The organism is Sphingopyxis sp. Q841 (assembly GCF_052384365.1).
Taxonomy (GTDB): Bacteria; Pseudomonadota; Alphaproteobacteria; order Sphingomonadales; family Sphingomonadaceae; genus Sphingopyxis; species Sphingopyxis terrae_A.
Genome location: NZ_JBQSUM010000001.1, coordinates 1,591,319 through 1,603,874 on the forward strand (window position 1 = coordinate 1,591,319; position 12,556 = coordinate 1,603,874).

Sequence of the window (12,556 nt, forward strand, 5' to 3'; positions counted from 1 at the left end):
CCTCTAGTCCTTCTTCTTTTGCCGCGCGCCAGAGGCAGGTCGGGCCCGAGCGTCCTCATGACGCTCCCAAAGGTCCGGCCTGCGTAACCGTGTATGATCCTGCGCCTGTTGTTTCCGCCAGGCGGCGATCTTCGCATGATCCCCCGATCGCAGCACTTCGGGGATCGTGCGCCCTTCCCATGTGACGGGCCGGGTATAGTGCGGATATTCGAGCAAACCGTTCTCGAACGATTCGTCGTCGCCACTTGAAGCCGCGCCCATTACGCCGGGAAGCAGCCGAATGCAAGCGTCGAGCAGCATCAGCGCGCCCATCTCGCCGCCCGAAAGTATGATGTCGCCCATCGACAGCTGTTCGATCGGCCGTGCGTCGAAGATGCGTTCGTCGAAACCCTCGAAGCGGCCGCACAGGATGATCGCTCCCGGACCCGCGGCAAGCTCGCGCACCCGCTTCTGCGTGACCGGCGCGCCGCGCGGGGTCATGGCGAGCAGCGGCAGCCCCGGATGCGCTGCCGTCGCATGATCGATCGCCGCCCCCAGCACGTCGGCCTTCAGCACCATGCCGGCGCCGCCGCCCGCGGGCGTATCGTCGACGGTGCGATGCCGGTCGGTGGCAAAATCGCGGATCTGGACGGGCGCGCACGCCCATGTCCCGCTTTCGAGAGCGCGCCCCGCCATGCTGTGCCCTAGCGGACCGGGGAACATGTCGGGATAGAGCGTGAGCGGGACGGCGGTGAAGGTCATGACGGCGGCTGCCATAGCGCCTCGGGCAGCAGGTGGCGATCCTTCTTCAATTCGTCGTGCAGCCATTCGCGGAAGCGCTCGATCTTGCGCACCCCGACGCGATTTTCGCGGTGCACGAGCCAAAGGCCGGCATCGGCGACATAGAGTGTATCGAAGGGCTGGACCATCCGGCCGCTGGCAAGGTCGGCCTGCCAGAACAGCGGGGTCATCATCGCGGCCCCGAAGCCCGCCTGCACCGCGCTCGCCTCCTGCAACTGGCTGTCGAGCTCGATGCCGAGGCGCGATGGCGCCAGCGGAGTCGCAACCCCCGCGGCGACAAACCAGTCGGCCCACCAGCTGTCGTTCGGGGCGAGCCGCTGGACGCGCAGCAGGTCGGCGGGTTCGCGGATCGCATGCTCGGCGATGAACGATGGTGCGGCGAGCGGAGCAAGCGTCTGGCGCATCAGAAAGTCGCTGCGCAGGCCGGGCCAGGGGCCCATTCCCAGGCGGATCGCCACATCGACGTTCGACGCGTCGAAGTCGACGAGATCGTTGCTCATCGACATGCGCACGGCAAGGTCGGGGTAAGCGAGCTGGAAGCGGCCGATACGTGCGCTCAGCCATGCGCCGCCGAAGCTCGTCACGGAGCTGATCGTCAGCACGTCGGTCTCGTCGCTGCCAAGTGCAGCGAAGGCATCGTGCATTGCGGCAAAGGCGGCGCGGATCGCGGGGAACACGCGTTGGCCGGTCTCCGACAACCGCACGCGCCCTTTCTCACGCACGAACAGCGCGCGGCCTAGCCGGTCTTCCAATTGGCGGACCTGATAGCTGACCGCTGCCTGCGTCATCCCCAGTTCCTCGGCAGCGCGCGAGAAATTTTCCAGCCTTGCAGCCGATTCAAAGGCACGGACGGCAGCAAGGGGCGGCAGTTTCGGCATCACCGGTGCATAAGGCAAACTTATATCTATGTGCAAAGCTTTAATTGGCGAAGGCGCTAGCGAGGGCGCATCTGCACTTCATCGCAACCGATGGAGACAGACGATGATGGATGAAATCTGGATGCGGAGCTGGAACGCCGATCATGCGCGCTTCAGCGCCGACCTCGACCGCGGCTTCGCGCAGCTCGGCGCCGCCTTGAAGCCGCTTTTCGCCCGGCGCCCGCGCGGCGCGGCCAAAGCGGCACCGGCTCGCCCCGCGAGCTAGTCGCGTGCTGGACGAAGGCGCAGGGCCTGAACCGTCAGCGGATGCGTCGGGGCTAGCAGAATCTGACCGTCGAGCTTGCCGCGCTCGCAATTGAGCCGGAACAAGGCCCCCAGCGCGCCGCGCGCGACCGGCGGCTCGGCGGTCGGACATGCGCCCAGCTGATCTTTCAGCGCCGCCAGGTCCTTCGCCCATAACGCCGCCGAGCGATCCATCAGGAAGTTCATCGCCAACCGGTCCTGTATCGGCGCCAGGTCGCCCGCGTCATAGACGGCGCGCGACGCAGCGATCATCGCGGCCATGTCGGGCGTGACCGACGCTGGCCGGGTTTTGAGCAATCCCGCCTTCTCCATCGCTACCGCCGTGTCCCAGGCGGGCGCCGACGGTCCGGCATAGGTGCGGTTCGACAGCGCAAAGACGCCGGCGCCGAAGTCGGGCATCAGCATCACATGGCTGCCATATCCTGGATAGCCACCGCCGTGCGACAGGGTGAGCCCCAGGTCGCAGTCCTGCGCAACGCGCCAACCCATGCCATAGGCCGCGGCCTGCTTGCACGCCGTCTCGCCGCTCGCGCCGGCGCGCGTCGCCAGCGAGACGAAGTTCAGACCCTGCGCGATCTCGCGCACCGTTGCGCGGCGGATTGGCCCAGCATCGGCCTCGTTGCGCGGCGGCCAGGCAGACAGCAGAAAGGCGACCCATTTGGCATAGTCCCGCGCGCTGACCTGCAGCCCGCCCATGCTACTGAAGGCACCGTCGGCCATTTCGGGTTCGGGCACCCACGCCTCACCTTCCCAGCGGTAGCCGCGGGCATAATGCGCGCGCGGCGCGCGCGTCACGTCATAGCCGCTGGCCTCCATCCCCAGCGGGCGGAGGATGGTGATGCGGACATAGTCGGCATAGGGCATACCCGACGCATTGGCGACGATGCGGCCGAGCAGGGCATAGCCGAAGTTCGAATATTCGAAGCGGCTCTGCGGCGCCTGCGTGAAGGGGACGCCGGCGGTCAGCATCTTGGTAAAATCGTCCTGCGACAATATCTGCTGGCGGTCGCCCCACGGATCGTCGGTGACGAACCCCGCGACATGGTGGAGCAGGTCGCGCACACGAATGCGCGGACTGTCCGCGGTCGGATAGATCCAGCGCTTCATTTCTGGGACATAATCTTCGGCCAGATCGTCGAGCCGCAGCTTGCCCCGGTCGCGCAGGTTGAGCACCGCCAGCGCGGTGAAAGCCTTGGTCATCGAGGCGATCCGGAACAGCGTATCGCCGTCGACCGGCGTTCCGGTCGCCACATCCTGAATCCCGCGCCCCTTCAGATAGACGAGCTTGCCATCCTGCACGATGCCATAGACGAGGCCAGGGATATGCTGATCGGCCTGATAGCGGGCAAAGAGCGCGTCGATCTCGGGCGCGATTTCGTCGAGACTCCTTCCCGCACTTTCCTGCGCGAACGCGGGTGAGGCGCAGCCAAGCATCACCGCCGCTACCAAGGCCGATTTCCAACGCATGAAGATCCTTTCGCGAACGGACGAGCGCCGCAGGCTAACAGCGGGCCGGGACGGCGGCAATCCGCCGCGCCCGGCCGTTTTAGGACTGTCTATGGCTGCAACGCCCGTGCGCGCCGCCAACGCGTCGTCACCCCATGACGAAGGCGTTGAGCTTGTTGCCGTCGGGATCGCGAAAATAGCCCGCGTAAAAACCTTCGCCGCGCGGACCGGGGGCGCCTTCGTCGCTGCCGCCATGCGCCAGCGCGATATCATAGAGGCGCTGGACCTGATCGGTATCGCTGGCCTCCAGCGCCACCATCACGCCATTACCGACGGTAGCGACATTGCCGTCGAACGGCTTGGTCAGGCCAATGCCCGCGCCGCCGCCCTCCTTGCCCCAAGCAATGAAATTGTCGAATTCCATCATGCGCGGCACACCCAGTTCGGCGGCGATCGCGTCGTAAAAAACCGCCGCTTTGGTGAGGTCGTTGGTGCCGAGCGTCACATATCCGATCATTGGTCATCTCCCGATTCGTTGAAGCAAGAACATATCAGGAACAATGTATACGACAAGAAAAGAAAAGGGCGCCCGGTCGATGTCCGGGCGCCCCTTTCGAAACGTTGACGATGCTGCGCGATTACGGCTTGATGCGGATCGCGATAAACGCCGACGGACCGCCGCGGCGGAGAATTTCCATCAGCACCGCGTCGCGGCCAGCCTTCTTCGCTTCCGCCACCGCCTTGGCCAGGCCCTCGCTCGTCGTCACCGGGGTGCGGTTGACGCTGAGGATCACGTCGCCGCGGCGCAGGCCCTTGCGGCCAGCATCGCTGTTGCTCGACGCGGCGCCGATGACGAGGCCCTTGGTCGATGCATCGACGCCGACAGCGCGCGCGATGTCGGGGGTCAGCGTCTGCACCGCGAGGCCCAGATTGTCCTGGACCGCCTTGTCCGAAACGCTCCCGCTGTTGTCGTCAGGCGTCGCCTGATCGTCTTCGGGGTCGAAATCATTGCCGGCGAGCTGGTCTTCGGGCGGACGCGTGCCGACGACGGCGTTGAGCGTCATCGTCTTGCCGTCGCGCACGACCTCGATCGGGATACGCGTCCCCGGCTTGGTGTTCGCGACGATGTAGGACAGCGTCTGCTGCGGCGTCACATCCTTGCCGTTGACCTTGGTCACGACGTCGCCGCGCTTGATGCCCGCCTTCGCCGCGGCACCGTCATCCTCGACGCGCTGGACGAATTCGCCGCGATCCTTGGGCAGGCCGAGCGCCGCGGCCATATCCTCGCCGACCGGCGCGATGCCGATGCCCAGATAGCCGCGCTCGACACGCTCGCCGGCGCGCAGCGCGTTGATCACCGGGATCGCTGCATCGGCCGGAATGGCGAAATTGACCCCGATGTTCGCGCCGACGGGCGAGATCAGCATATTGTTGATGCCGACGACATTGCCGTGCAGGTCGAACAGCGGACCGCCCGAGTTGCCGCGATTGATCGCCGTGTCGGTCTGGATGTAGCGGTCATAAGCACCGCCGTTGCCGATATTGCGCTGCACCGCCGAGATAATGCCGGCGGTGACGGTCGAGCCGAGGCCGAGCGGGTTGCCGATCGCAACCACCCAGTCGCCAACGCGCGCCTTGCCGCTGTCGCCGAATTTCACGAACGGCATGCCGGTCGCGTCGATCTTGAGCAGCGCGAGGTCGGAGGCGACGTCGCGGCCGACGATCTTGGCCTGAAATTCCTTGCCGTTGGTCAGCGTCACCGTGACCTGGTTCACCTGTTCGCCGCGCGGACCGCCGGTGACGACATGGTTGTTGGTGACGATATAGCCGTCGTCCGAGATCAGAAAGCCCGAACCGCCGCCCTGCTGCTCCTGCGTGACCGGTTCGCGCGTTCCCGCGAACGGATCGAGCCGGACGCCCAGCGTGACTTCCTGCTTGGTCGAGATGTTGACCACTGCGGGCTGCAGCTGCTCGACCAGGTCGGCGAAGCTTTCGGGCGCGCCGGCGCGCGGAACCGCCTTGGCGATTTCGCTGCGCTCGTTCTGCGCGACCTGCGCGATAACGGGCGACTGGGTGACGAGCGCGAGCGCTGTGCCACCCACCAGCAAAGCCGAAGTGATGCCATAAACATAACGCACGATCGCAAATCCTTCTCTCTTGCGAAAAAACCCAAGGACCCCGGCAGGCTTCATTTGGGGCCGTGCGGCTGAACGGCAATTGAACATGAACGGCGACTGCACGTCCGGTTCATCCGCCGTCCGGCCGCTATCCGCCGCTGAAACGCTTCAGATATTCATTGTCGGGCGACATGATGATCGACGTTCCGCCCTTGTTATTCTCACCCAGGAATGTCTGACGATAACTCTGCATGGCGCGATAGAAATCATAGAATTCGGGATCCTTGCCGAAGCTGGCGGCATAGATGCGCGCGGCTTCGCCATCGGCGTTACCGCGAATGATCTGCGCTTCCTTCTGCCCTTCGGCGCGGATCGCGATCGCTTCCTGCTGGCGCGCGGTGCGCATGCGGTCATAGGCCGCCTGCAGCGTTGCGCCTTCGGGGAGGTCGGCGCGCTTGATCCGCACGTCGATGATTTCGGCGCCATATTTGTGCGCCTCGCGATTGAGCGCGACCTGAATATTGTCCATCACCGCACCGCGTTCGGGCGAGAGCAGGGTCGCGAAGGTCCGCTTGCCGAGTTCGTTGCGCAGCGACGAGCCGAGGATTGTCGCCAGCTGTTGCTGCAATTTATCCTCGGTCCGGATCGCGGTGTACATGCGCACCGGGTTGGTGATGCGGAAGCGTGCGAAGGCATCGACCTGCAGCCGTTGCTGATCGGTGGAGAGCACCTGCTGGCGCTCCATGTTGATGCCCAGAATGCGCTTGTCGATATATTGGATCCCATCGGTGAACGGCACGCGCAGGACAAGGCCCGCACCCGACCGGCCGAATTCCTCGTTCGCCTTGTAGCGATTCACCGTGCGCTCGATTTCGCCAAAGCGCAGGATCAGCGCCTGCTTGTCTTCGGGAACGATCGCCAGCGTCTGCGACAGGATCACGAGAATGGCGACGAGGCCGACGAGCAGCCGCATCGGATGGCGGGTGATCGATTCGAACATCACTGGCCTCCCTTCGCCGCATCGGACGCGGCGTCGGACGCCGCGCGCGAGCGCCGCTGAACTTCGCTCAGCGGCAGATAGGGGGTGACGCCGCGCGCCTCGACAATCGTCTTGTCGACGTTCGACAAAACATTCTCCATCGTTTCATAATATAGCCGCTTGCGGGTCACGCCCGGCGCCAGCTTATATTGTTCGTAAATCTTGTCGAACGCCGCGGTGTCACCGCGTGCGCGTTCGAGCACCTGCTGTTCATAAGCACGCGCCAGGTTGATCGACGACTCGCGTTCCTGCCGCGCCGCGGTCACTTCCTTGAACGCCTCGTCGACCTGCTTCGGCGGATCGGCCTGGCGAATCGCGATGCCCTGGATTGTCACGCCGGCGCGATACTGATCGAGCAGGGCCTGCATGCGCTGCTGAACCTGCGTCTCGATCTCGACCCGGCCGGGACCGATCGCCTGCACCAGGTCGAAATTGGCGACCGTCGCGCGCATCGCGCTTTCGGCGACCTCGCGGATGGTGCCGTCGGGATCGGCGAGCTGGAAGATGTAGAGTTCGGGGTCGCGGATCGACCAGCGCACTTCATAGGCCAGATCGACGATGCTCTGGTCGCGGGTGAGGACGAAATTTTCGTCGCTTGCATTGGGCGAGCCGACCTGCATCGTGCGGATCGCGCGCACGTCTTCCATGCGGATGCGCTCGATCGGCGCCGGCCAGGTGAATTTCACGCCGGGTCCGACGGTACGCGAATAGCTGCCGAGCCGGGTAACGACGCCTTCCTTTTCGGGCGGTATGATGTGGAAGGACGAAAACAGGAACCACACGGCGACAAGCGCGCCAACGCCCCATTTCCACAGCCGCGCCGATTCGGGCATCTGCAGATTGCCGCCGCCGCCACCCGAACCGCCGCCGCCAAAGCCGCCGCGCCCCTTGCGCAGAAGTTCGTCGAGTGCGGAGGGGCCGCGCGGCTTGCGCCCGCGCAGTCCGTCGGCGGGATCGGGCGTCACCCAGGGATTGCGCGGACCCGACCGGTCATCGCCATCGCCGTTATCCTTCGGGCCATTGCCCCACGGACTGTTCGCCATCAGCGCAATCTGATGGAAAAATTGCCGCACTCCCTGCGGGGCGCGGCCTCCCATGCTGCCATCACTTTTGTTGCTCATGAATGCTTTTATAAGGGCGGCGCGCGCGATTAACAGGGGGGCCAGGCGAAAATGGGTGGCAATCGCCCCGCTTATCCCTATCTGCCGCGGACATGACCGATATCGCCATCCTTGCCAGTCTCGCCACCGATCTGACCGGCGGCCGCACGTCGGGGCTTCGCTATCTCGACGATCAGGGCACGCTCGCGATCGTGCTCGATGTCACCGGGCTCGCCGAAGACGAGCGCAAGCCGCTCGAGGAAAAGCTCCGCGCGGGCCTGCTCGCCCGTGCCGGCGTTACCAGCGTCCGCGTTGCCATGACCGCCGAGCGCAAGGCGATGACGATCATCGCGGTGGGCAGCGGCAAGGGCGGGGTCGGCAAATCGACGCTCGCCGCCAATCTTGCCGTCGCGCTGCGCCGCACCGGAGTGAAGGTCGGACTGGTTGATGCCGACATCTACGGTCCGTCGCAGCCGCGCCTGATGGACAGCGAGGGCGTGAAGCCCGAAGCGCGCGGATCCAAGCTCTCGCCGGTGCAGAGCGCCTATGGCGTTCCGATGCTGTCGACCGGCCACATCGCCGCGCCGGGTCAGGCCATCGCCTGGCGCGGCCCGATGGCGGGCCGCGCGCTCGAACAGCTGATCGACGCAAGTTGGGGCGATATCGATACGCTCGTCGTCGACCTGCCCCCCGGCACCGGCGACGTCCAGCTCACGATGATCCAGAAGCACAAGCCCACCGGCGCGGTCGTCGTCTCGACGCCGCAGGATCTGGCGCTGATGGACGCAGCGCGCGCCGTGTCGCTGTTCGAGCAGGCCGAAGTGCCGATCATCGGCGTCGTCGAGAATATGGCCGGCTATGCCTGCCCGCATTGCGGTGAGGTCAGCGACCCGTTCGGAAGCGGCGGTGCCGAGACCGCGGCGAAGGAAATGGAGCTCGATTTTCTCGGCCGCGTGCCGCTGTCGATGGGCATCCGCCTCGCGAGCGACGGCGGCGTCCCGCCCGCGGCCGGAACCGATCCGCTGGGCGAGCCGTTCCACGCGATAGCCGCAAAGGTCGCGGCGTGGCTCGCGGCGCGAAAGGGCATATGATGGCGATCAACGACGAGGCTGAAATTCGCGCCCTGCTCGCAAGGCCGCGCCGCATCGCCATCGTCGGCGCCTCGCCTAATCCCGCACGCCCCTCGAACGGCGTGCTCGCCTTCCTGGCCGCGCAGGGCCACGATGTGATCGCGGTCAATCCCGGCCATGCCGGCAAGACGATCCACGGCGCGCCGGTGGTCGCGACGCTCGCCGATGTCGAGCCGGCGGCGGAGATCGTCGATATCTTCCGCAACAGCGCCGACGCGGGCGCTGCCGTCGACGATGCGATCGTCCACGGGGCGAAAGCGGTGTGGATGCAACTCGGCGTCATCGACGAAGCCGCCGCGCGGCGCGCCGACAAGGCCGGCCTGGTCGTCGTCATGGACCGCTGCCCCAAGATCGAGATTCCGCGGCTGGGCTTGCTGCGCTAGCCCCTACGAAAGGCTTTGCGTCGCCGACTCGCCGCGATTATCAGCAGCGGGGATGACCGGCATTCGGGACAAAGTGGGGACAAAGAAATCGCGCCTGCCGCATGTCAGCCGCCGGTCGCTGCTCGTCGGCGCCACCGCTGCGGGCGGCCTTGCGCTGGCCTGGTCACTCTGGCCGCGTCATTATGCGCCCAATCTGACCGCTGCGCCCGACGAACATATCTTCAACGCCTTTCTGAAGATCGGCGACGACGGGCATATCGCCGTCGTCGTGCCGCAATGCGAAATGGGGCAGGGCGTCACCACGCTGCTGCCGCAGATCATTGCCGACGAGCTCGGCGCCGACTGGCGCACCATCGCCGTCGAAACCGCGCCGATCAACCCGCTCTATACCAACACACTGCTCGTCGACGAGGATAGCGCCACCTTCATGCCGCGCGCGCTGGTGCCCGATGTCGTCGCCGATGTGCGCAGCTGGGTCCGACGCGAATGGGCGGGGCGCCATGCGGTGATGCTGACCGCCAACAGCTCGTCGATCCGCATGTTCGAGGGGCCGTGTCGCGACGCCGCGGCGCAGGCCCGCACGCTGCTGATGATGGCGGCAGCGAAGCGGTGGGACGCCGACTGGCAGGATTGCGACACGCAGGATGGCTTCGTCACCTGGAAGAACCGCAAGCTGCGCTTCGGCGACGTCGCGGCGGTGGCCGCAACGCTCGATCCTCCGGCCGAACCCGTCTATCGCGCCAACAACAATGACCCGCTCTACGGCAAGGAACTGACGCGGCTCGACCTGCCGGCAAAGGTTGACGGGTCGGCCAATTTCGCCGGCGACATCCGCCTTCCCGACATGGTTTTCGCCGCGATCCGCCAGGGACCGTTCGGCGCCACCCGGCTCAAGAGCATCAACCGCAAGGCGGGGATGGCGTCGCCCGGCCTGCTCGACATCGTGCTCCACGACCGCTGGATTGCAACCGTCGCGCGCAACTGGTGGGCCGCGAATCGCGCGCTCGACCGCTTCGCACCGCAGTTCGAAACCACCGGGCCGCCGATTTCGAGCGCCGGCATCGACCAGGCGCTGAAGGCCGCGCTCAAGGCTGATGGCTATCGCATCGCCAAAAAAGGCGACGTCGCCGAGGCGATGGAGGGACGCACCAAGGTTGCGGCGCATTACGCCGTCGCGCCCGCGCTTCATGCACCGATCGAGACGCGCACCGCAACCGCCGCTCCCGACGGCGACCGGCTGCGCCTGTGGGTTGCGACACAGGCGCCCGCCCAGTGCCGCGACGCGGTCGCGCGGGCAGTCGGATTGCCGCCGGGCAAGGTGACACTGTTCCCGATGATGGCGGGCGGATCGTTCGACGCCTGTCTCGATCACAGCGTCGCGGTGCAGGCGGCGATCATCGCGACGCAGATCAAGCGCCCGGTGCAGCTCGCCTGGTCGCGCGCCGAAGAAATCATGCGTGACATTCCGCGCGCGCCGGCACGCGCCAAAATCTATGCGACGCTCGACGCCGCTGGCGGGATCGACGCGCTCGTCGCGCGGATCGCGGTGCCATCGACGAACCATGAATTCCGCGCGCGGCTGTTCGACGGAACCCCGGCTGACGTCGCGCAGCGCGAGGCGGCGGGAACGCCCGACGCCGCAGCGGTCGAGGGCGCGGGCGGATCCTATAATTTCCGCCATTTCGCGGTCGATCATTGCCCCGCCGACATAGGCCTGCCGACCGCGCGCTGGCGCGGCAACGCCGACAGCTACACCGCCTTCTTCACCGAATGTTTCATCGACGAAATGGCGGCACGCGCCGGATCGGACGCACTTTCGTACCGGATGGCGATGCTTGGACAGGCGCCGCTCCTCGCCCGCTGCCTGCTCACTGCGACCAGCCTCGCCGGATGGGAAGGCGGGCTTTCGGGCACGGCGCAGGGCCTTGCCTGCCATTCGATGCGCGGCAGCCACATCGCGCTCGTCGCCACCGCCCGGCCCAGCGACCGGGGGCTGCAGGTCGAACAGCTCGTCGCCGTCGTTGACGCCGGGCGGCTCGTCAATCCGGCGATCGCACGCCAGCAGATCGAGGGCGGGCTCGTCTTCGGTCTCGCCGCCGCGGTCGGCGCGACGACCGATTATGACGGCGGCATCGCGACCGCCCGCAAGCTCGGCCAGCTTGGCCTGCCCCGCCTGTCGCAAGTGCCGCAGATCGTCGTCGAATTCATCGACAGCGACCGCGATCCCGGCGGCGTCGGCGAAATCGGCGTGCCCGTCGTCGCGCCGGCGATCGCCAATGCAATGTTCGCCGCAACCGGTCGCCGAATCCGCCGCCTTCCGCTATCGCCCGATCCGCTATGATCGAACGCCCCCTTTCCCATCTCGCGGTACCCGCGCCGCGCATCGGCGTGCTGCTCGTCAACCTCGGCACCCCCGACGCTCCCGAACCAGGTCCGGTACGCCGCTATCTGCGCGAGTTCCTGTCCGACCCGCGCGTCGTCGAAATCCCGCCGCTGCTGTGGCAGCCGATCCTGCGCGGCATCATCCTCAACACGCGCCCGAAAAAGTCGGCCCACGCCTACGCGCAGGTGTGGACCGACGAAGGCTCGCCGCTCGCCGCGATCACCCGGCGCCAGGCCGGAGCGTTACAGGCGGCGCTGGGCGACGATGTCCGCGTATCCTGGGCGATGCGCTATGGCGCTCCGGCAATCGGCGGCGCGATCGACGAACTTGTCGGCGAAGGGTGCCGCCGCATCCTGATTGCCCCGCTCTATCCACAATATTGCGCCGCGACGACGGCGACGGTTGTCGATGCGGTCGGTGCGCATCTTGCGCGCCTGCGCTGGCAACCCACGCTGCGTTTCCTGCCGCCCTATCACGACGATTCCGCCTATATCGCGGCACTTGCCGCGTCGGTCGAGGCGGGGATCGCCGCGCTCGATTTCGCGCCCGATACGCTCGTTGCCAGTTTTCACGGCATGCCCGAACGGACGCTGCATCTGGGCGACCCCTATCATTGCCAGTGCGTGAAGAGCGCGCGGTTGCTGTCCGAAGCGATCGGGCGGCCGGTCGAGATTGCCTTCCAGTCGCGTTTCGGACGCGCCAAGTGGCTCGAACCCGCAACCGACGCGCTGCTCGAACGGCTCGGCCGCGAGGGGCGCCGTGTGGCGATTTTCGCACCGGGTTTTTCGGCCGATTGCCTCGAGACGCTCGAAGAGCTCGCGATCCGCGGCAAGGAGCAGTTCGAGGCGGCGGGCGGGCGCGACTTCGCCTATCTGACCTGCCTCAACGACACCCCGCCAGGAATGGCTATGCTTGAGGTGCTGGTGCGGCGTGAACTCGCCGGATGGCATTGAAATAGCGGGCGCTTACCTCCTGTTTAACTCTGCGTCTTAAGCTG

The 12,556-nt window shown here is 66.3% G+C and carries 12 protein-coding genes; 5 read left to right on the top strand and 7 right to left on the bottom strand.

Translation table 11 applies throughout. From position 1 onward, the window contains the following. Window positions 1–3: 3 nt before the first annotated feature. Together trmD and ACT17R_RS07840 are read right to left on the bottom strand one after the other, a co-directional pair. Complete coding sequence (gene trmD / locus ACT17R_RS07835) at window positions 4–741, bottom strand: tRNA (guanosine(37)-N1)-methyltransferase TrmD (RefSeq protein ID WP_186401660.1); 738 nt, start codon at window positions 739–741, stop codon at window positions 4–6. Further along, window positions 738–1,658, bottom strand: a complete 921-nt coding sequence (locus ACT17R_RS07840; RefSeq protein ID WP_186401488.1) for a LysR substrate-binding domain-containing protein — start codon at window positions 1,656–1,658, stop codon at window positions 738–740. The genes trmD and ACT17R_RS07840 overlap by 4 nt, the downstream gene beginning before the upstream one ends. 103 nt (window positions 1,659–1,761) lie before the next feature. Here ACT17R_RS07840 and ACT17R_RS07845 point away from each other — a divergent pair, with 103 nt between their 5' ends. Continuing rightward, window positions 1,762–1,923 carry a hypothetical protein gene (locus ACT17R_RS07845; RefSeq protein ID WP_186401487.1) on the top strand — a complete coding sequence of 54 codons (162 nt, stop codon included), beginning with the start codon at window positions 1,762–1,764 and terminating at the stop codon, window positions 1,921–1,923. Here the strand turns inward: ACT17R_RS07845 and ACT17R_RS07850 are convergent. The 5 genes from ACT17R_RS07850 to hflK all read right to left on the bottom strand — a co-directional run bounded on the left by ACT17R_RS07850 (window position 1,920) and on the right by hflK (window position 7,684). After that, window positions 1,920–3,428 (bottom strand): serine hydrolase domain-containing protein, encoded by a 1,509-nt coding sequence (locus tag ACT17R_RS07850; RefSeq protein ID WP_444809240.1) that lies wholly within the window; start codon window positions 3,426–3,428, stop codon window positions 1,920–1,922. The genes ACT17R_RS07845 and ACT17R_RS07850 overlap by 4 nt on opposite strands. Before the next feature lie 127 nt (window positions 3,429–3,555). Beyond that, on the bottom strand, window positions 3,556–3,924 hold the full coding sequence (locus ACT17R_RS07855) for a VOC family protein (protein ID WP_062901443.1): 369 nt from the start codon (window positions 3,922–3,924) through the stop codon (window positions 3,556–3,558). 121 nt (window positions 3,925–4,045) lie between these two features. Next, window positions 4,046–5,545 (bottom strand): Do family serine endopeptidase, encoded by a 1,500-nt coding sequence (locus ACT17R_RS07860; protein WP_058811252.1) that lies wholly within the window; start codon window positions 5,543–5,545, stop codon window positions 4,046–4,048. Between the two features lie 127 nt (window positions 5,546–5,672). After that, complete coding sequence (gene hflC, locus ACT17R_RS07865) at window positions 5,673–6,524, bottom strand: protease modulator HflC (protein ID WP_062901442.1); 852 nt, start codon at window positions 6,522–6,524, stop codon at window positions 5,673–5,675. Next, on the bottom strand, window positions 6,524–7,684 hold the full coding sequence (hflK, locus tag ACT17R_RS07870; RefSeq protein ID WP_082819862.1) for a protease modulator HflK: 1,161 nt from the start codon (window positions 7,682–7,684) through the stop codon (window positions 6,524–6,526). Before hflK ends, hflC begins: the two co-directional genes overlap by 1 nt. Window positions 7,685–7,776: 92 nt before the next feature. Here hflK and ACT17R_RS07875 point away from each other — a divergent pair, with 92 nt between their 5' ends. From ACT17R_RS07875 to hemH, 4 genes are read left to right on the top strand one after another with little or no spacing between them, the layout of a single operon-like run. Then, window positions 7,777–8,754: an Mrp/NBP35 family ATP-binding protein gene (locus ACT17R_RS07875; RefSeq protein WP_062901441.1), complete on the top strand. Its 978-nt coding sequence runs from the start codon at window positions 7,777–7,779 to the stop codon at window positions 8,752–8,754. After that, window positions 8,754–9,176: a CoA-binding protein gene (locus ACT17R_RS07880; protein WP_062901440.1), complete on the top strand. Its 423-nt coding sequence runs from the start codon at window positions 8,754–8,756 to the stop codon at window positions 9,174–9,176. The genes ACT17R_RS07875 and ACT17R_RS07880 overlap by 1 nt, the downstream gene beginning before the upstream one ends. A 52-nt stretch (window positions 9,177–9,228) precedes the next feature. Further along, the gene (locus ACT17R_RS07885; protein WP_444809241.1) at window positions 9,229–11,517 is read left to right on the top strand and encodes a molybdopterin cofactor-binding domain-containing protein; all 2,289 of its coding nucleotides are present in this window, start codon (window positions 9,229–9,231) and stop codon (window positions 11,515–11,517) included. Next, the gene (hemH, locus tag ACT17R_RS07890) at window positions 11,514–12,512 is read left to right on the top strand and encodes a ferrochelatase (RefSeq protein WP_186401481.1); all 999 of its coding nucleotides are present in this window, start codon (window positions 11,514–11,516) and stop codon (window positions 12,510–12,512) included. The genes ACT17R_RS07885 and hemH overlap by 4 nt, the downstream gene beginning before the upstream one ends. Window positions 12,513–12,556: the final 44 nt, after the last annotated feature.